The 19,150-nt window shown below is 66.0% G+C and carries 16 protein-coding genes and 2 pseudogenes; 4 read left to right on the top strand and 14 right to left on the bottom strand.

The genetic code is table 11. From position 1 onward, the window contains the following. Positions 1 to 178 precede the first annotated feature (178 nt). Positions 179 to 862, top strand: a complete 684-nt coding sequence (locus tag BACI349Y_RS11500; RefSeq protein ID WP_268891538.1) for a tyrosine-type recombinase/integrase — start codon at positions 179 to 181, stop codon at positions 860 to 862. Between the two features lie 115 nt (positions 863 to 977). Here the strand turns inward: BACI349Y_RS11500 and glnA are convergent, their stop codons facing one another. Beyond that, complete coding sequence (gene glnA, locus BACI349Y_RS11495; protein ID WP_159632210.1) at positions 978 to 2,402, bottom strand: type I glutamate--ammonia ligase; 1,425 nt, start codon at positions 2,400 to 2,402, stop codon at positions 978 to 980. A 284-nt stretch (positions 2,403 to 2,686) separates the two neighbouring features. Here glnA and BACI349Y_RS11490 point away from each other — a divergent pair, with 284 nt between their 5' ends. Further along, positions 2,687 to 3,124: an RDD family protein gene (locus BACI349Y_RS11490; protein ID WP_159632209.1), complete on the top strand. Its 438-nt coding sequence runs from the start codon at positions 2,687 to 2,689 to the stop codon at positions 3,122 to 3,124. Positions 3,125 to 3,205: 81 nt separating this feature from the next. Here BACI349Y_RS11490 and BACI349Y_RS11485 read toward each other — a convergent pair whose 3' ends face one another. From BACI349Y_RS11485 to lipB, 8 genes and pseudogenes are all read right to left on the bottom strand, one after another. Beyond that, positions 3,206 to 4,177, bottom strand: a complete 972-nt coding sequence (locus BACI349Y_RS11485; RefSeq protein ID WP_236560803.1) for a DMT family transporter — start codon at positions 4,175 to 4,177, stop codon at positions 3,206 to 3,208. 18 nt (positions 4,178 to 4,195) lie between these two features. Beyond that, complete coding sequence (locus BACI349Y_RS11480) at positions 4,196 to 4,546, bottom strand: DUF3817 domain-containing protein (protein ID WP_159632208.1); 351 nt, start codon at positions 4,544 to 4,546, stop codon at positions 4,196 to 4,198. A 125-nt stretch (positions 4,547 to 4,671) separates the two neighbouring features. Next, positions 4,672 to 5,424, bottom strand: a complete 753-nt coding sequence (locus tag BACI349Y_RS11475; RefSeq protein ID WP_159632207.1) for a DUF4191 domain-containing protein — start codon at positions 5,422 to 5,424, stop codon at positions 4,672 to 4,674. Positions 5,425 to 5,512: 88 nt separating this feature from the next. Further along, positions 5,513 to 6,532: a lipoyl synthase gene (gene lipA, locus BACI349Y_RS11470; RefSeq protein WP_159632206.1), complete on the bottom strand. Its 1,020-nt coding sequence runs from the start codon at positions 6,530 to 6,532 to the stop codon at positions 5,513 to 5,515. 56 nt (positions 6,533 to 6,588) lie between these two features. After that, positions 6,589 to 6,783, bottom strand: a pseudogene (locus tag BACI349Y_RS11465) (L-serine ammonia-lyase, iron-sulfur-dependent, subunit alpha); the annotation flags it as partial. Beyond that, positions 6,783 to 7,748, bottom strand: a pseudogene (lipA, locus tag BACI349Y_RS11460) (lipoyl synthase); the annotation flags it as partial. The pseudogenes BACI349Y_RS11465 and lipA (BACI349Y_RS11460), both read right to left, overlap by 1 nt. A 10-nt stretch (positions 7,749 to 7,758) precedes the next feature. Then, entirely contained in the window at positions 7,759 to 7,902 is a 144-nt protein-coding gene (locus BACI349Y_RS11455; protein WP_159632205.1) for a hypothetical protein, read from the bottom strand. After that, positions 7,899 to 8,576, bottom strand: a complete 678-nt coding sequence (gene lipB, locus BACI349Y_RS11450) for a lipoyl(octanoyl) transferase LipB (RefSeq protein ID WP_263422201.1) — start codon at positions 8,574 to 8,576, stop codon at positions 7,899 to 7,901. The genes BACI349Y_RS11455 and lipB overlap by 4 nt, the downstream gene beginning before the upstream one ends. Before the next feature lie 128 nt (positions 8,577 to 8,704). Here lipB and BACI349Y_RS11445 point away from each other — a divergent pair, with 128 nt between their 5' ends. Next, on the top strand, positions 8,705 to 10,342 hold the full coding sequence (locus BACI349Y_RS11445; protein ID WP_159632203.1) for a serine/threonine-protein kinase: 1,638 nt from the start codon (positions 8,705 to 8,707) through the stop codon (positions 10,340 to 10,342). Between the two features lie 32 nt (positions 10,343 to 10,374). Here BACI349Y_RS11445 and BACI349Y_RS11440 read toward each other — a convergent pair whose 3' ends face one another. Next, the gene (locus BACI349Y_RS11440) at positions 10,375 to 11,277 is read right to left on the bottom strand and encodes a TIGR01777 family oxidoreductase (protein WP_159632202.1); all 903 of its coding nucleotides are present in this window, start codon (positions 11,275 to 11,277) and stop codon (positions 10,375 to 10,377) included. A 73-nt stretch (positions 11,278 to 11,350) separates the two neighbouring features. Between BACI349Y_RS11440 and BACI349Y_RS11435 the strand changes: the two genes are divergently transcribed. Then, positions 11,351 to 14,872: a S41 family peptidase gene (locus BACI349Y_RS11435; RefSeq protein WP_159632201.1), complete on the top strand. Its 3,522-nt coding sequence runs from the start codon at positions 11,351 to 11,353 to the stop codon at positions 14,870 to 14,872. 81 nt (positions 14,873 to 14,953) lie between these two features. On the opposite strand, the gene BACI349Y_RS11430 is transcribed toward BACI349Y_RS11435, so the two are convergent. From BACI349Y_RS11430 to lpdA, 4 genes are all read right to left on the bottom strand, one after another. Further along, positions 14,954 to 15,382: an OsmC family protein gene (locus BACI349Y_RS11430; RefSeq protein ID WP_018761077.1), complete on the bottom strand. Its 429-nt coding sequence runs from the start codon at positions 15,380 to 15,382 to the stop codon at positions 14,954 to 14,956. A gap of 137 nt (positions 15,383 to 15,519) precedes the next feature. Further along, positions 15,520 to 15,873, bottom strand: coding sequence for a hypothetical protein (locus BACI349Y_RS11425; RefSeq protein WP_159632200.1), 354 nt, complete (start codon positions 15,871 to 15,873; stop codon positions 15,520 to 15,522). 147 nt (positions 15,874 to 16,020) lie between these two features. Beyond that, the gene (gene sucB / locus BACI349Y_RS11420; protein ID WP_159632199.1) at positions 16,021 to 17,646 is read right to left on the bottom strand and encodes a 2-oxoglutarate dehydrogenase, E2 component, dihydrolipoamide succinyltransferase; all 1,626 of its coding nucleotides are present in this window, start codon (positions 17,644 to 17,646) and stop codon (positions 16,021 to 16,023) included. 114 nt (positions 17,647 to 17,760) lie between these two features. Then, positions 17,761 to 19,143 carry a dihydrolipoyl dehydrogenase gene (lpdA, locus tag BACI349Y_RS11415; RefSeq protein ID WP_159632198.1) on the bottom strand — a complete coding sequence of 461 codons (1,383 nt, stop codon included), beginning with the start codon at positions 19,141 to 19,143 and terminating at the stop codon, positions 17,761 to 17,763. Between the last annotated feature and the right edge of the window lie 7 nt (positions 19,144 to 19,150).

The raw sequence follows: 19,150 nt of genomic DNA, 5'->3' as shown, positions 1-19,150 counted from the left end.
CGCCGCACAATCCGCAGTATCCGCAGAAACCAATTCATCCGTCGTTTTCCCGGACGCCAGGTGAAGTATCGGGCATCGCCCACTGAAGAGAGTCAGGCCGTCAGAAGTAAAGGCCTGGACGGCGAAGCTGAGTGACGAAGGCCTGGCTGACTCCACTGTTTATGCCCTGCATTCGAGGATGGGGCAGCTCTTCAGTGACGCTGTCCATGATGGTTTGCTGCCGAAGTCCCCGCTGAGTCGGCGCACGGCGCCCAAGGCAGGTAAGCAGCGACCATACGTTGCCACCACAGAACAGGTGTGGGCGCTCCATGACGCCATGCCGCCAGGCCAGCAGCCCGTAGTTCTTCTGGCAGCATTCCCAGGCCTCCGAATCGCTGAGGCCGTAGCCCTTCGTGTTTCCGATCTTGATTTCATGCGAGGTCTAATCAAGCCCGCCATCCAATATCCAGGAGTGGAGCTGAAGACGGAAGAGTCAAAGACGCCTATCCCAGTTCCGCAGAACCTTTGCCTTGAACTGTCGGTCAACCACACTAAGTGGGGGAGTGAAACCCTAGTCACCAACGAATGGGGTCGCAGCATTTCACCTCATAGGCTGGAGCACTACTTCCGTGAGGCTCGTGAAGTTGTGGAAGGGCTGCCAGAGGGCTTCCGCTTTCACGACCTTCGGCACTACTTCGCATCGCTCCTAATAGCGCAGGGTCTTGACGTGAAGGTAGTCCAGAAGAGCCTCAGGCATTCGTCGGCGAAGACAACCCTGGACACGTACGGGCACATGTGGCCGGACAAGGAAGAGTCGGCAAGGGCGGCAGTCTCCCGTGTGCTGGATGACAGATTGGACTCGCCGACTGCAAAGCAGGCGTAAGTATCCGGGCAGCAAAAAGGCCGGCCTTCGGGGTGAACCCAAGGGCCGGCCTTTTTTGTTTGAAGATTCTTGCGGACTGCTGGCGGACTATGCCCGCTTCAGTCGCGGGATCTTGCTAGACGCCGTAGTAGAGCTCGAACTCGTAGGGGTTCGGGCGCAGGGACAGCGGACGGATCTCGTTCTCGTACTTGTACTCGATCCAGGTGTCGATCAGGTCCTGGGTGAAGACACCGCCGGCCTGCAGGAACTCGTTGTCCTCGCGCAGGGCCTCCAGGGCTTCCTCGAGGGTGCCCGGAGCCTTGGGGATGTCCTTGGCTTCCTCGGCCGGGAGCTCGTAGAGGTCCTTGTCGATGGGAGCCGGGGGCTCGATGCGGTTGCGGATGCCGTCAATGCCGGCCATCAGCTGGGCAGCGAAGGCCAGGTAAGGGTTGGAGGAGGGGTCCGGAGCGCGGAATTCGATGCGCTTGGCCTTCGGGTTGGAGCCCGTGATGGGGATGCGGATACCGGCGGAGCGGTTGCCCTGCGAGTAGACCATGTTAACCGGAGCCTCGAAGCCCTTGACCAGGCGGCGGTAGGAGTTCACCGTCGGGTTGGTGAAGGCCAGGACGGCGGAGGAGTGCTGGAGCAGGCCGCCGATGTACCAGCGGGCGGTGTCGGACAGGCCGGCGTAGCCCTTCTCGTCGTAGAACAGCGGCTCGCCACCGTTCCACAGCGACTGGTGGCAGTGCATGCCCGAGCCGTTGTCGCCGAAGACAGGCTTCGGCATGAAGGTCACAGACTTGCCCCAGGCGTCAGCGGTGTTCTTGATGACGTACTTGAACTTCTGCAGGTCATCGGCAGCGTGGGTGAGGGTGGTGAACTTGTAGTTGATCTCGGCCTGGCCGGCGGATCCAACTTCGTGGTGGCTGCGCTCGACCTCGAGGCCGGCTTCGTCCAAGGCAACACACATGGCGTCGCGCAGGTCAGCCTGCTTGTCGGTGGGGGAGACCGGGAAGTAACCGCCCTTGACGGGGGTCTTGTAGCCCAGGTTGCCGCCTTCTTCCTCGCGGCCGCTGTTCCAGTGGGCTTCTTCGGAGTCGATCTTGTAGAAGCTGCCCTCGGGGGAGGACTGGTACTGGACGTTGTCGAACACGAAGAACTCGGCTTCGGGAGCGAAGAATGCGGTGTCGGCGATGCCGGTGGAGGCCAGGTAGGCCTCGGCCTTCTCGGCCACGCCGCGGGGGTCGCGGTGGTACGGGTCACCGGTGCGCGGGTTGACGATCGAGAAGTTCAGCGCGAGGGTCTTCTCCATGCGGAAGGTGTCCAGGAACGCGGTGGTGACGTCCGGGATCAGCTGCATGTCAGATTCGGCGATGCCCTGGAATCCGCGGATGGAGGAACCGTCGAAGAGCTGTCCGTTGACGAAGAAATCAGCGTCAACACTCTTCGCGGGGACGTTAAAGTGCTGCTGGACACCCGGAAGGTCGGTGAAGCGGATATCGACGAACTTTACATCTTCGTCCTTGATGAACTTGAGGACTTCGTCCGCAGTCTTGAACATCTATGCTCCTAACGCATATGTAAATATCTGGCATGCACGCCATGTGATCCAGCGCAATCCAAAATCAGGGAGAACGCATGTTGTCCCTGTCGCGTGTACCTGCCGGGGGATTGCTTGAAACTTCTAACAGACTATGGATCCGGCATTTCCCGTCCATGTCCGCATTGTTTCGGGCAGGTTACAGAATGCCCTGCTATGACCACGGTATCGTCCGTCCACAGTGTGGTCGAGTCCCATCCACACTGTGGGCGCGCTGCTGGCCCCGGGGTCGGTAAACTTGGACGGTGGTAAATCGCAAAGACATTGGCTCCTGGCTCACCGGACCTGACACCTCCGGCATCTCAAAGTATCCGGGGGAGCGCCTGGGACTGCCGGAGTCCGGTCCCGGCTCCATTGCCCGGGCAGGGCGCAGGATCGTTGCGATCATGATCGACTGGGGCATCGCACTGCTCATCAGCAACTTTGCCTTTGGCGGCGATTCCTGGGCCACGCTGGCGGTCTTCGCCATCGAACAGACCCTGCTGGTGGGCACCCTCGGGTACAGCATCGGCCACCGCATCATGGGCATCGCGGTGATCAAGCCGGGAGGCGGTACTCCGGGACCGCTGGCCGGCCTGGTCAGGGCAGTGCTCCTCTGCCTGGTTATCCCCGCAGTCATTTTCGACCCGGACCACCGCGGCCTGCACGACAAGGCCATGAACACGCTCCTCATCCGGCGCTGAGGCTCGGGCCTCCCCCGGGCAACGGCACACCAAGGGACAACGGCACACGACGGGCAACGGCGCCCGATGGCCATCGCCGCTCTAAGCGCCCGCCGGGTGCTTCCGCCGGAAGGCCCGCGCATTAGTGACGATCACGCCGCCGACGACGATGGCGCCGCCCACAAACTGCGCGGCTGTGTGGACCTGTCCGGCCAGAATGGTCAGGACTGCGGTGAAGACAGTGATCAGGTTGAGGAACACGCCGGCACCGGCCGCCGGCAGGACCGTCAGAGCGCGGTTCCACAGCACGTAGGACAGTACCGACGGAAAAATCGCTATGAAGAGCAATGACGCCAAGGCACTGCCCGTCCCAGGAAAAGCCAGGCCGCCCGTCGCGAACCGCACCGGGGCCAGCAGGGCCACCGCCACGGCTGCCTGCACTGCCGTAGCTGTGATCGGCGGGATCCTGGGCGCCAGGCGGCCAATGACCGTGTAGGCCGTCCAGACAACCACCGCCCCCACCATCAGCACCTCGCCGGTGCCGAAGCCGGCAGTGGCCAGCCGGCCCACATTCCCTCCGCTGATGACGATGAGGACGCCGGCCAGCGCCATCAGGACGCCGGCCACCGCCATCGGCGTGAGCCGCTCGCGCAGGAACACTGCGGCCGCCAGCGTGATCAGCGCCGGATTGAAGGCGTTGATCAGCGAGGCATTGAACGCATCGGTGTGTTCCAGGGCGAAGTACAGGAGAAGGTTGTAGCCGAGGAGCCCGCACACGCTGAGCGCCAGCAGCCACGGCCACGCAGCTGCAACGGACCGCCAGCAGGGCTTCTCCACAAGCTGGGCTATCAGCAGCAGCGGCACCAGTGCGATCGCCCACCGGAGGAAGACCAGGCTCAGGGGGTCGATGCTGTGGACAGCGCCGGCGCCCACCACGTAGTTGCCGGCCCAGAACAGGGTTGCCCCCAGCAGGGAGAGGAGAGCGGTTACCCGCCTGCGTCCCTGCGCGCGCGTGCCCGGCGTCCCGGCCTCCTGCGGCGGCTGTGACGTCAGTCCCTGCTCAACGGAGTCCACTGCGGCAGGCCTGTCCCGCTAGGCGCGGCTGGACTCGAGGGCCGGGGCGTCCGCTGCGCCGGCAGCGCTGAGGTACCCGCGGCGCCCGGCCCAACGTTCGAACAGGAGGGTGGCGAACGGGAAGATCGCCGAGACACCTGCCAGCACGGCCACCAGGAACGGCCAGCGCTGCACCCGCCACAGCATGAGCGCGGCGACCCCGTAACCGATGAACAGGGCACCGTGGACGGGGCCCGCCACCTGGACGCCGAGCTCCGTGGTGCCGGCAATCCATTTGAAATACATGCCGGCGAGGAGCGCGGCCCAACTGCAGGCTTCGGCCACGGCGAGGATGCGGAAGGCGCGGATCACTGTTGTCCTGAGGGGCATGGTCATGTCCTGTCGTCGGGCGGTGCGCTGGCCGCACATGTGATGGGAGGGCTGGGCGCGGCGGTTCGGGCACAAAGAAAAACGCCCCGGCTGCCGGCAGTGCCGGTACCGGGGCGTTCAACCAGCTAGCGTCCGCGGTTGGGACGGGCCTTGTAGGGGTCGATGCCCTTGGGAATGGGAAGCCTGCTGCCCATGGACGCGATGCGCTTGGATACCGTGCTGACTTCAAGTTTGGTCAGTTCGTTCTTCATCTTGCCCATCTGCTTGGCCACCTGGCTCAGCGGCACCTGGCCTTCGCCGCGGCCGGTCTGGATGGTGTGGACAGGAACGTTGGGCAGGATGCGCGCAAGGCGCTTGCGCTCGGCATCGAGCAGCGGCTTCACCCGGTGGGCGGGGCCCTCGCTGACAAGGACGACGCCGGGACGTCCTACGGCGCGGAACACGGCATCCTGCGTGCGCGGGTTGACGGCCACGGGCTGCTCTTCGGTGATCCAGCCGCGGCGGAGCGTGCCCAGGGCAGCGCCCGAAGCTCCGGGCTGGTTTTCGATCTGCGCGAACGCAGCACGCTCAGCGCGCCGGGACAGAATGAAGGTGGCCGCCAGCAAGCCGAGCGGAATGCCGATGATCAGGCCGGTAATCCAGTTATCCAGCCAGAAACCCACCAGGAAGCTCACGGCCACGACACCGAGGAACACCAGCAGCATGAGCCACGGAACCATGGGGTCGTGGCGGCGGGTCATGGTGAAGACCTCGCCGATCTGCTTGAGCCTGCTGGGCTTCTTGGCCTTAGCTTCCTTGGGCTTGCGCGTGAACAGGCCGCGCTTCACCGCGCTTGAGCCCGCCGGGGTGGAGTTGCTGGAGTCAGGGGATTTCGCCATAGTGCCTCAATTCTACGTGACTTAAACCAAAGGGCCGGACGCTGGAGTCTTCCGGCGTCCGGCCCTCTGCCACTTCACAAAGGAGACGTCACGGGTGTGCAGCGAGGAGGGTGCTGGCTTCCTGGCGGGTGGTGCCGGAGTCCTGGATGCCTTCGGCGATGTGGGCGAGTTCGGCGGGGATGTCGCGGCCTTTTTTGCGCATGGCGGTGGCCCAGAGGCGGCCGGCGCGGTAGGAGGAGCGGACCAGGGGTCCGGACATGACGCCGAGGAAGCCGATTTCTTCGGCTTCGTGCTGGAGGTCCACGAATTCCTGGGGTTTGACCCAGCGGTCCACGGGCAGGTGCCGTTCGGAGGGGCGCAGGTACTGGGTGATGGTGATCAGGTCGCAGCCGGCCTGGTGGAGGTCGCGGAGGGCTTCGCTGATTTCTTCGCGGGTTTCGCCCATGCCCAGGATGAGGTTGGATTTCGTGACCATGCCCAGGTTCCGGCCCTGGGTGATGACGTCCAGGGAGCGTTCGTAGCGGAACGCGGGGCGGATCCTTTTGAAGATCCGGGGCACGGTTTCGACGTTGTGCGCGAAGACTTCGGGGGCGGAGTCGCAGATCGCCTTGATGTGGTCGGGGTTGCCGGAGAAGTCGGGGATGAGCAGTTCCACGCCGGTGCCGGGGTTCAGTTCGTGGATTTTGCGGACGGTTTCGGCGTAGAGCCAGACGCCTTCGTCTTCGAGGTCGTCGCGGGCCACGCCGGTGACGGTGGCGTAGCGCAGCTGCATGGACTGTACGGAGCGGGCCACCTTGGTGGGTTCGAACATGTCCACGGGGGAGGGTTTGCCGGTGTCGATCTGGCAGAAGTCGCAGCGGCGGGTGCATTCGGAGCCGCCGATCAGGAAGGTGGCTTCCTTGTCTTCCCAGCATTCGAAGATGTTGGGGCAGCCGGCCTCTTCGCAGACGGTGTGCAGGCCTTCTTTTTTGACCAGGTTCTTCAGCCCGACGAACTCCGGGCCCATCTGGACCTTGGCCTTGATCCACTCCGGCTTGCGCTCCACCGGGACCGCAGCGTTGCGCTGCTCGATCCGCAGCATCTTCCGGCCTTCAGGTGCCAGGGTCATGATCGTGTTTCCTTTGTCTTCTTGGGGAATCGGAGTGTGCCCGTGTCAGCGGGGTGTCAGCATTCGACGACGTTGACGGCGAGGCCGCCCATGGCGGTTTCCTTGTATTTGTCGCTCATGTCTTTGCCGGTTTCGCGCATGGTGATGATGACTTCGTCGAGGGAGACGCGGTGGGTGCCGTCGCCCCAGAGCGCCATTTTCGCGGCGTTGATGGCTTTCGCGGCGGCGATCGCGTTCCGTTCGATGCAGGGGCTTCCTGGCGGGTGGTGCCGGAGTCCTGGATGCCTTCGGCGATGTGGGCGAGTTCGGCGGGGATGTCGCGGCCTTTTTTGCGCATGGCGGTGGCCCAGAGGCGGCCGGCGCGGTAGGAGGAGCGGACCAGGGGTCCGGACATGACGCCGAGGAAGCCGATTTCTTCGGCTTCGTGCTGGAGGTCCACGAATTCCTGGGGTTTGACCCAGCGGTCCACGGGCAGGTGCCGTTCGGAGGGGCGCAGGTACTGGGTGATGGTGATCAGGTCGCAGCCGGCCTGGTGGAGGTCGCGGAGGGCTTCGCTGATTTCTTCGCGGGTTTCGCCCATGCCCAGGATGAGGTTGGATTTCGTGACCATGCCCAGGTTCCGGCCCTGGGTGATGACGTCCAGGGAGCGTTCGTAGCGGAACGCGGGGCGGATCCTTTTGAAGATCCGGGGCACGGTTTCGACGTTGTGCGCGAAGACTTCGGGGGCGGAGTCGCAGATCGCCTTGATGTGGTCGGGGTTGCCGGAGAAGTCGGGGATGAGCAGTTCCACGCCGGTGCCGGGGTTCAGTTCGTGGATTTTGCGGACGGTTTCGGCGTAGAGCCAGACGCCTTCGTCTTCGAGGTCGTCGCGGGCCACGCCGGTGACGGTGGCGTAGCGCAGCTGCATGGACTGTACGGAGCGGGCCACCTTGGTGGGTTCGAACATGTCCACGGGGGAGGGTTTGCCGGTGTCGATCTGGCAGAAGTCGCAGCGGCGGGTGCATTCGGAGCCGCCGATCAGGAAGGTGGCTTCCTTGTCTTCCCAGCATTCGAAGATGTTGGGGCAGCCGGCCTCTTCGCAGACGGTGTGCAGGCCTTCTTTTTTGACCAGGTTCTTCAGCCCGACGAACTCCGGGCCCATCTGGACCTTGGCCTTGATCCACTCCGGCTTGCGCTCCACCGGGACCGCAGCGTTGCGCTGCTCGATCCGCAGCATCTTCCGGCCTTCAGGTGCCAAGGTTCTTCAGCCCGACGAACTCCGGGCCCATCTGGACCTTGGCCTTGATCCACTCCGGCTTGCGCTCCACCGGGACCGCAGCGTTGCGCTGCTCGATCCGCAGCATCTTCCGGCCTTCAGGTGCCAATGTCACAGTAGAGCTCCTTCAGGGCTCGAAACCAATGCTTCTTCGTGCTTGCGGAATTCCTCCACGAACCGCTCCGCGATGTCCGCGGGATGGATCTCCCTGCCCGTTTCAAGGGACATGGTGGTGACTCCGGCGTCGGTGATGCCGCAGGCGATGATCTGGCCGTAGGGCGCCAGGTCATTGCTGCAGTTGATGGCGACGCCGTGCATGGTGACGCCGTTCAGGACGCGGATGCCGATGGCCGCGATCTTGCGGTCGGGGCCCTTGGAATCGGCCTTGATCCATACGCCTGCGCGGCCTTTGATGCGTTCAGCCTTGATGCCGTAGTCCGCCATGACGGTGATCATGATTTCTTCCAGCCGCTCCACGTAGTCCCTGATCCCGGAGCGGTTCTTCAGCTTCAGGATGGGGTAGGCAACCAGCTGGCCGGGACCGTGCCAGGTCAGTTTGCCGCCGCGGTCCACTGCGACGACCGGCGTACCGTCAAAGGGCCGCTCGTGGTCCTCGGTAAGCTTGCCGGCCGTATATACAGCGGCGTGCTCCAAAAGAAGGACTGTGCTGGGCGCACTTCCGGCGACAACTTTGTCATGGAGTTCGCGCTGGGCATCCCAGCCTTCCATGTAATCAACGAAGTCGGGGGCAAGACCCAGCTGTGAAAACTCAAGAGTCATGGCATCCAGCTTAGACCCCGCAGCCGCACCGGCCCGGTTTAGTGTCCAAGCTCACCGGCCCTGCCCTTTGTGACTGCAACCGCCGGGGGCTGTGGATAACTTCTGCAGGCCGGACGGAACTCGGCTAGACATGGACCATGGACGATGCACAGGCACCCGACGTACCCGGCTACGACGTCGGCAGGCTGCTGGGCCGCGGCGGCAGCGCGGACGTGTGGCTGGCCAGGGAACAACGGACGGGACAGGAATACGCCCTCAAGTGCTTCCGGGCCGCCGGGAGCGGGACGCGCAGCAGCCCGGGCATCACCGAGGAGGAGGTGCGGCGGGAGATCCGCATCCTGTCAGTCCTGGACCACCAGCACCTGATCCGGGCCCACGACGCGGTGCAGGGGACGGAGCCGGGCAGTGGTACGGCTCTGACCATGGATTATGCTGCCGGCGGTTCCCTGGCCCAATTGGTGTCCGCCCGCGGCAGGCTCAGCGTGGGGGAGACGGTCACGGTATTGACGCCGATCGCCCAGGCCCTGGCGTACCTGCACGGCAAAGGCTTCACGCATTCCGACGTCTCGCCCGGAAACGTGCTCTTCACCGGGCAGGGAAAACCGATGCTGTCCGATCTCGGCGTCGCCCGGATGCTCGGGGACCCGGGCGGCGCCGGCACCGCGGGAACGGGCGGATTCCTTGATCCCGCACCGGTGGACGCGGTCCGTGCCGGCCTGCAGCCTGAACGCGATGTGTACTCGGTGGCTGCCCTTGGGTGGTACTGCCTCACAGGTGAAGCGCCGGGACGCACGGCCGACCGTCCGCCGTTGTCCCTGTTGGTTCCCGGGGTTCCCAAAGACCTCGCGGCTGCCCTGGAAGCAGGCCTGAACGATGAGCGGCGCCTGCGCCCGGACGCGCTGGCGCTGGCCACGGCCGTCTACCGCAGCGCCGAACCGCAGCCCGTGGATCTTTCCGACGCGGTCCACCCCACTGTCCTGCCTGAGCTGTTGACGCGACGGCACGTTCCCGCCGGGTCAAAGCGCAGCGCACTGCGAACGAAAGCCCAGGGCCTGCGACGCCGGGCGGCCACATCCCGCTGGTCCGCACGGCCGGGAGCGGCAACAACGACAACCACGCCGGCCAGGGGAAAGCACATGGACGGGCCCGTTGGCGGGCAGGCGCGGCGGGTGCTGCTGCGCTCCGCCATGCCGCTGATTGCCGCGGTGGCGGCAGTGGCGTGGTGGCTGTCGGCGACCGCAGGGGATGGCACGTGGCTTAAAGGTGCCGCACAGGGGCTGCCACCAACATCTGCGCCGTCAGCAAGTGCAGGTGCGGGTGCGGATGCCGATTCAGGCGGCGGTAATGGGCTTCCCTTGCCCGTGGACGCCGCACGGCGGCGGGCCGGAGCAGCTGATCCGGTGGAAGCCGTGCAGGGGCTGGCGGCGCTTCGCGACTATGCCTTCAGCAGCGGGGGCGTGGAACTGCTGGCCGAGGTGAATGCCCCCGGGTCGGCCGCCGCCGCGGCTGACCAGCGCGTCGCCGGCCAGTTTGCCGGATCCGGCCAGCGCCTCACCGGGTTCACCACCACGCTTTCCGAGATCGCCGCCGAAGATGGGGGCACCGAAGCCCATGCCGTGGTGCGGGCTGTGTCCGCTGCCTCCGGGTACCGGATGGTGGACGCCGGAGACACAGTAGTCGCCACGGGGGCACCCACCAGGCCGCAGCTGCTTCGGCTGGTGCTGGTCTCCGTGGAGGGGCGGTGGCTGGTAGCCGACATCCTTCCGGGCCCATGAACGGGCACTCCGGGCCGGAGTCCCCGGCAGGGCTAGTGGGGGCTGGTCTTTCCAGCCACCCAGCGGGCAGCATCTGCCAGGTGCCCGTGCTGCCACGTGAACCCTGCGGCGGTCAAGACCGCCGGCTCCATCCGCTGGCTGGACAGCAGCAGCTCGTCGGCCAGGCCTGGCATCACGGTGCGCAGCACAGGCGCAGGCACGCGCAGCACGGCGGGGCGGTGCAGGGCGTGGGCCAATGCCGCCACGATGGTATTGACATCCGCTTGCCCAGGGGCGGCCAGGTTGACCGGGCCGGAGACCGGGGAGCCCAGAAGGAACAGGAAAGCGGCCGAGACATCGGGCAGTGTCACCCAGGGCCAGAACTGGCGGCCGTTTCCGAAGGGGCCGCCCAGTCCCAGGCGCAGGAGCGGGAGCAGCTTGCCCAATGCGCCGCCTGAGGGGCTGAAGACCACCCCCGTCCGTGGTGTCACCACACGTACGCCTGCCGGCGCCGCAAGGGCTGCCTGCTCCCACTCCATGCAGATCTGCGCCAGGGTGCCAGAGCCGGCCGGTGCGTCCTCCCGAAGTACTGTGTTGCCCGCGTCGCCGTAGTAGTTCGAGCCTGATTGGCTGATGAAGGTGGCCGGTGGCGTATCAGCCCGTGCCATGGCCTGCACCAGGGTCCTGGTTGGTCCCAGGCGGGAACTGAAAAGTTCCTCCACCCGCCTGCGCGTCCATGGCCTGTCGCCGATTCCCGCTCCGGAGAGGTTGACGACGGCGTCAGCGCCCGAGAGTGCGCCCGGATCCAGGACGCCGGCCGCAGGGTCCCAGCGGACTTCGGCGGCGCTGGCAGGGGGCCGGCGGACCAGCGTCACCACCGAATGGCCGGCATTGCGGAATGCCGCGGACATGGAAGTGCCGATGAGCCCCGAGGCGCCGGCCATGACGATGTGCATGGTCCATCTCACCACGGCGGCGCGGGTTGTGTATCTCCCGCGGGGCGGGTGGGGGGTTGACTATGATCGAACGATGACCTCTTCGAGCTACTTCCGTTTCCCGCATTTGCACGGCGATCTGGTCACTTTCGTGGCCGAGGATGACGTGTGGATCGCGCCCCTGGACGGCGGCCGTGCCTGGCGTGTTTCCTCGCTCCAGCTTCCTGCCCGCAACCCGCGTTTCACCCCGGACGGCAAGCGCCTGGTGTGGACCGTGGTCCAGGGAACGGCGCCGGAGGTTGTGTCCGCACAGGTGGACGGCGGCGGGTACCGGCAGCTCACCTACTTTGGCCACAGCACCACCAAGGTCAAGGGATTCACCACCGGTGGTTCCGTGGTGGTCACCAGTGCCTTCCGCCAGGCTGAAAGCCGGCACACCCACGCCTACAGCGTTCCGCTCGAGGGCGGCTGGGCCCAGGAGCTCCCTTACGGGCCGGTGGAGTCCGTTGCCTTCGGTCCCGAGGTAGGCGACGAACGCCCTGTGGTGCTGGCCAGCGTGCTCTCCCGTGAGCCGGCGTGGTGGAAGCGCTACCGCGGCGGAACGGCCGGAAAGTTGTGGATCGACCGCGACGGCAACGGCGAGTTCGAACGCCTGCTGCCGGACCTCGACGGCAACCTCGCTGATCCGCTGTGGGTGGAGGGCCGGATCGCCTTCCTGTCAGACCACGAGGGCTACGGCAACATGTATTCGGTGCTTCCCAGCGGCAAGGACCTGCGCCGGCACACCGACCACCAGGACTTCTATGTCCGGCATGCAGCCACGGACGGCAAGCGGGTGATCTTCGAATCCGCAGGCGAACTCTGGGTCCTCCACGACCTTGCCGCAGACGCGGTCAAGCTCGACATCACCCTCGGCTCCGCCTCACAGACCCGCCGCCCCGCATTGCTCGACGCCGTCAAGCACCTGGGCGCGGTGGCGCCGGACATGGCGGGTGCCGCCAGTGCGGTGGAGTCCCACGGCACCATCCACTGGCTGCGGCACAAGGACGGTCCGTCCCGAATCATCGAGGCCACCCCGGGCGTCCGGGGACGGCTGCCCAGGCCGCTGGGGGACGGCCGCATTGCCTACATCGCCGACCACGACGGTGTGGAAGCACTGCAGATCAAGGACATCGCTGCACCCGTCCCGTACACTGCCGGGAAGGTGGACGCGCAGAACAACACCCCGACTGCTGCGGCCAACGCTTCCGCGGAGGCGGCAGCAACCGGCGGGGAGGACGCGGAAGCGGTCAGCCTTCCCCAGCCTGTTCCGGCGTCCGGCGCCAAGGCGCCGGCGGCCGCCACGGTCCACGTTCCCTCTGACGACGAGCAGCAGGCGGATGTGGCGCCACAGGCCGCAGCACCCGTGGCTGACGCCCAGGCAACCACGGCGGAGCCAGGCATCACCGTCCCGACGCCGTCCCGGGCCAGTTCCCTGGAGGCAAGCCCCAACGGCCACTGGGTTGCCCTCGGGACCTCCTTTGGTGACGTGTTCGTCGTGGACACCCGCAGCGGAGACCTCACACAGGTCGCCAGCATCGGGGAAGGCAGTATCTCGGAACTGGCCTGGTCCGCCGATTCCCGCTGGCTGGCATGGTCGGAGCCTGTCACCTCTTTCGGTTCGCGCAGCCGGCTGCGCCTGGCCACCGTGGACCGGCTCGACGCCGAACCCGTGGATGTCACCGACGGCCGCTTCCGCGACGCCTCCCCGGCCTTCACGCCGGACGGCAAATTCCTTGCCTTCCTGTCCAACCGCAGCTTCGACCCCGTGTACGACGGGCATTCGTTCGACCTTTCCTTCCCCAGCCCCATCAAGCCGTACCTGGTGGCACTGACGGCTGAGACGCCGTCGCCCTTTGGCCCTTCGGTTGATCCCGCGGGCGGGGAACTGGACGCCGGCGCGGACGCAAAATCCACGGACGCAGACGAGGCCGGGGACAATGCCGTGCCTGCCGTCACGGTGGACGCGGAGGGCCTGGCCCACCGCGTGATCGGCGTTCCCGTGCCGCAGGGCAACTACAGCTCGCTGAAGGCCGTTGACGGTGCACTCCTCTGGCTCGACTCCGTCCTGGCGGGCGTCACCGGCGACGGAAAGGCCAGCCAGGAGGACAAGGACGCCCGTCCCAGCCTTGTCCGGTACGACATCGCCCGGCGCAAGCAGGCAACCCTGGTGGACTCCGTGGACAGCTACCGCCTCTCCGGCGACCGCAGCAAAGTGGTGATCGTTGCCGACAAGCAGGTGACCGTGGTTCCGTCGGATGCCAAGGCGGATGAGGAATCCGGCAAGGTGGTCAAGGTGGACCTGGGCCGGATCCGTGTCCTGATGGATCCGCTGAGCGTCTGGGGACAGGCGTTCGACGAGGCCTGGCGCCTGCAGCGCGACTTCTTCTGGACCGAGGACATGGCCGGCCAGGACTGGGAGTCCATCCACACCCGGTACCGGCCCCTGGTGGAACGGCTGGGGTCCCACGACGACCTGGTGGACCTGCTGTGGGAACTGCACGGCGAACTGGGAACCTCCCACGCTTACGTGCGCCCCGCCGCCGTCACCGAACGCGGCAGCCGCGGACAAGGCAGGCTCGGCGCCGACCTCACGCACACCGCCCGCGGCTGGGAGATCACCCGCATCCTGGCGGGCGAGTCCTCTGACCCGCTGGCCACCTCCCCGCTTACCAGGCCGGGCGTCGGCGCCCAGGCGGGGGACATCCTGCTGGCCGTCGACGGCGTCCCGCTGTCCGAAAACGTCACACCCGCCATGCAGCTGGTCGGGGCTGCCGGCCGCGCCGTGGAGCTTACCCTCCTCAACGGGCCCGGGCATGGCGGTGCTGAAGGCACCCAGCGCCGGGTCGCCGTCGTGCCTGTCAAGGATGAGGAGCGCCTGCGGTACCAGGAATGGGTGGCGGGCAACCGGCGGACCGTCCGGGAGGCGTCGAACGGAACCTTCGGCTACCTGCACATTCCGGACATGATGGCCAACGGCTGGGCCCAACTGCACCGGGACCTGGACACGGAAACCGCGTTCGATGGCCTGATCGTCGACGTGCGCCGCAACCGTGGGGGACACACCTCGCAGCTTGTCGCTGAACTCATCGGCCGCAAGGTGACGGGATGGAGCATGCCGCGCGGGGAGAAGCCGCGCACCTACCCGCACCACGCGCCGAGGGGGCCCGTGATCATCCTTGCGGACGAATTTGCCGGGTCCGACGGCGACATCATCACCCAGGTCTCGAAACTGCGCGGCATCGGCCCGGTGATCGGAACGCGCACCTGGGGCGGTGTTGTTGGAATCGACAACCGCTTCACGCTGGCGGACGGCACTGGCGTCACCCAGCCCCGCTACGCCAACTGGTTCAGCGGCGGCGTGGGCTGGAGCGTGGAAAACTACGGCGTTGATCCGGACATCGAGGTGACCTACCCGCCGCACGCGTACGCTGCCGGACGGGATCCCCAGCTGGAGTACGGCATCGGTGCGCTGAAGGAAATGATCCAGGAACTGCCCACTGACCGGCCTCCGGCCCGCTCGGGCTACCGGAAACTGTTGCCTGCTCCGCTGCCGGCGCGCCGGCAGGACGGCTGACCTCACCGGCAGCAACAAAGGCCCTGCCCTTCCGGAATCCCGGAAGGGCAGGGCCTTTGGTGTTGTGCGGGGCCGTGCGGCCTAGGCCTGCAGCGTGGCGTCGAGGGTGATTTCGATGCCGGCCAGGGCCTGGGACACCGGGCAGCCCTTCTTGGCGGCCTCGGCAATGCGCTGGAAGTCTTCTTCCGAGATGCCGGGGATACGGGCGTTGAGGGTCAGGTGGCTGCCGGTGATGCCGGTTCCGGGCTGGAAGCCAACTTCCGACTTGGTGTTGACCTCTTCCGGCGTGAAGCCCGCCTGGCTGAGTTCGTGGCTGAAGGCCATGGAGAAGCAAGCCGAGTGGGCGGCTGCGATCAGCTCTTCCGGGCTGGTCTTTCCGCCGGCAGCCTCCGTGCGGGCCTTCCAGGTGACATCGAAGGTTCCCAGGCCCGAGCTGTCCAGGGTGGTGTTCCCCGAGCCCTCGGTCAGGCTTCCGGTCCATACGGTGTGGGCGTTGCGTGTTGTAGCCATGTCTCTCCTCAACGTCGATTCGGTCCGGGTCCGGCAGCATGGCCGGGCCCACCGTTTCCCATCCTAGGGATCCGGCACCTGCCATGCACGGATAATCCGCTCTCAGAGGATTATGACCGGCGGTCCGGACGGGGCCGTTACTGCCAGATCGTGGCGATGGCGATGTTGACCAGGGCCAGGCCGCCGACGCCGTGCGCGAGTCCGGTGGAGACCGGCTCACCCTTCTTGACCTTGCGGGATCCGATCACAGCCAGGACGGCAACCACAATGGCGATAACGAACTTGATGCCCAGCTTGGCGTAGTTGGGGTCCTTGTCCGGCAGGAACGGAAGGATGCCCATCATGGCGATGCCGGTGAGCAGCTGCAGGAAAGCGCCATCACGCTGGCGCGGGTGCACGGTGGGGGTCCGCATCGTGGCGATCCAGTAGCCCACGATCATGGCCGCGCCCACCACATGGAGGAAAACCAGGATGTTAAAGAGGATAATCATTGCTCCAGCTTAGCCAGTCAGTTCTACAGCCCGTAGCAAAGCCACGCTGTCCACCCGTGCCGGGTGCCTGTTAAACAACGACGGCGGCGCGCGCCGCCGGTGGTTATCCCACCGTTGGCACCCGCCGCCGTCGTTCGTGGCTGGCTGTTACAGCCCCAGGTCCGCTTCGAAGGCGCCTTCTTCGAGGCGTGCCTTCAGGGTCTGGAGGAACCGGCCCGCGTCCGCGCCGTCCACCAGGCGGTGGTCGTACGTCAGGGACAGGTACATCATGGAGCGGATGGCGATCGAGTCGTCACCGTTTTCGTCGGCAACCACAACGGGGCGCTTGACGATCGCGCCGGTGCCCAGGATGCCAACCTGCGGCTGGTTGATGATCGGGGTGTCGAACAGTGCGCCCACCGAACCGATGTTGGTGATGCTGAACGTGCCGCCGGACAGTTCGTCCGGACCGATCTTGCCGTCGCGGGTGCGCGAAGCAACATCGGCAATCTTGCCTGCCAGTCCGGCGAGGTTCAGGTTGCCGGCGTCGGAGATGACCGGGACCAGCAGGCCTTTATCGGTGTCGACGGCAATCGCCAGGTGCTCGGCGTTGTGATAGGTGATTTCCTGCTTGTCCTCGTCGTATGCAGCGTTGAGCTTGGGGTGCTGCTTGAGGGCCTCGGCCACTGCCTTGGCGATGAACGGCAGGAAGGTCAGCTTGGTGCCGTTCTGTGCCTGGAACGAGTTCTTGGCACGGGCGCGCAGCTTGGCGACCTTGGTCATGTCCACTTCGTGCACCTGCGTGAGCTGCGTGGAGACCTCGAGGGACTCGCGCATGCGGCGGGCGATGACCTGGCGGATGCGGGGAGCCTTCTGGGTGGTTCCACGCAGCGACGAGGCTGCTGCACCCGACGCGGCCGGGGCGGAAGCGGCAGGGGCTGCTGCCGGAGCCGCCGCCGGGGCAGCCTTGGCTTCGGCGGCGGCAATGACATCCTGCTTGCGGATGCGGCCGCCAACGCCGGTGCCTGACAGTGAGGAGATGTCCACGCCGTGCTGGTTTGCCAGCTTGCGGACCAGGGGAGTGACGTAGCCGGATTCAGAACCTGCAGCCGGCGCGGCTTCCTGGGCTGCCGGGGCAGCCTGCGGCTGCGGAGCCGCGGCAGCGGGGGCGCCGGAGCCGATAACGGCGAGTACGGAACCAACCTCGGCGGTCTCGTCCTCGTTGACCCGGATTTCCTGCAGCGTGCCGGCAACGGGGGAGGGGATCTCGGTGTCAACCTTGTCGGTGGAAACCTCGAGCAGGGGCTCGTCGACCTCGACGGAGTCGCCTACGGCCTTGAGCCAGCGGGTGACGGTGCCTTCGGTGACGCTCTCACCCAGTGCGGGGAGGGTTACTTCGTGGCTTTCGCCGCCGGCAGCCGGAGCTTCCTGGGCGGGCGCTTCCTGGGCAGGTGCTTCCTGTGCGGGCGCTGCTTCAGCGGGGGCTTCCTGTGCGGGAGCCTCCTGTGCCGGAGCGGCCGCGGGAGCTTCTTCGGCCGGGGCGGAACCGCCGCCGGAGCCGTCACCGATGCGGACCAGCGGTGCGCCTACCTCGGCGGTCTCATCTTCAGCGACCAGGATTTCTTCAATCACGCCAGCCACAGGAGAGGGGATTTCAGTGTCTACTTTGTCGGTGGAGACTTCGAGCAGCGGCTCGTCCACCTCTACCCGGTCACCTACCTGCTTAAGCCAGCGGGTGACGGTTCCTTCGGTGACACTCTCACCGAGGGCGGGCAAGTTAACGGATTCAGACATGTCGTCCCCGTTCTCCTTATTGATCTTTAGTGCGAATGATTGCTGCCTTGTTGGAAGCCTAGTGCACCCGGTCTGCGCGACCGGGTGCACCAGGCCTGGTAATGCTGGTGGGAACTAGCCGTGCAGCGGCTTGCCGGCCAGCGCCAGGTGCGCTTCGCCGAGGGCTTCGTTCTGGGTGGGGTGGGCGTGCAGCAACTGCGCCACATCCTCGGGGTATGCTTCCCAGTTCACGATCAGCTGGGCCTCGCCCACCTGCTCGCCCATGCGGGCGCCGATCATGTGGACGCCCACCACGGGGCCGTCCTTCTGGCGGACCAGCTTGACCAGGCCGGAGGTGCCCAGGATGGAGCTCTTGCCGTTGCCGGCCAGGTTGTATTCCTGGGTCTGGACCTGGTCGTCGCCGAACTTTTCCTTGGCAGCCTTCTCGGTGTAGCCAACGGTGGCGATTTCGGGCTCGGAGTAGGTGACCTTGGGGATGTTGATGTCCTCGACCACAACAGGCTTCAGGCCGGCGATTTCCTCGGCCACGAAGATGCCCTGCTGGTAGCCGCGGTGGGCCAGCTGCACGCCGGGGACGATGTCGCCGACGGCGTAGATGTTGCCGACGCCGGTGTGGAGGCGCTCGTTGGTAATGACGAAGCCGCGGTCGATGGTGACGCCGGCTTCCTCGTAGCCCAGGTTGGCCGTGACGGGGCCGCGGCCGACGGCGACGAGCAGCAGGTCTGCTTCGAACGTCTTGCCGTCCACCAGGGTGACCTTGACGCCGTCGTCGTTCTGCTCCACGCCCTGGAAGAAGACGCCGGTGGAGAACTTGATGCCGCGCTTCTTGAAGGCACGCTCGAAGTTCTTGATGATGGTGGCGTCCTCGTTGGGAACGAGGGAGGGCAGGCCTTCAACGATGGTGACGTCCACGCCGAACGACTTCCAGACCGAGGCGAATTCGACGCCGATGACGCCGCCGCCCAGGATGATGGCGCTCTTGGGGATGTAGTCCATGGTCAGCGCCTGGTCGGAGGTGATGACCTTGCCGCCGATTTCGAGGCCCGGGAGGGTGCGCGAGTAGGAGCCGGTGGCCAGGACGATGTTCTTGCCCTTGTAGGCGGTGCCGTTCACCACGACGGTGTCGGTGCCCTGGAGCTTGCCTTCACCCTCGATGACGGTGATGCCCTTGGACTTGATGAGGCCCTGCAGGCCCTTGTACTTGCCGGCGATGATGCCGTCCTTGTACGCGTTGACGGCGTTGATGTCGATGCCGTCGAGGGTGACGTTCACGCCGTACTTGGCGGAATCACGGGCGTGGTCGGCCAGCTCTGCGGAGTGCAGCAGGGCCTTGGTGGGGATGCAGCCGTTGTGGAGGCAGGTGCCGCCCAGCTTGCCCTTCTCCACGAGGCCGACGGTGAGGCCGAGCTGTACCGCACGCAGCGCTGCAGCGTATCCGCCGCTGCCGCCACCGAGTACCAGGATGTCGAATTCTTGCGCAGTTGCCTGATCGGCCACTAAAACG

Origin of the sequence: Arthrobacter sp. 8AJ (assembly GCF_902506025.1) — a bacterium.
Classification (GTDB): domain Bacteria; phylum Actinomycetota; class Actinomycetes; order Actinomycetales; family Micrococcaceae; genus Arthrobacter.
Note: the sequence above shows the minus strand (reverse complement) of the source record. Positions and strands in the feature narration are given on the sequence as shown.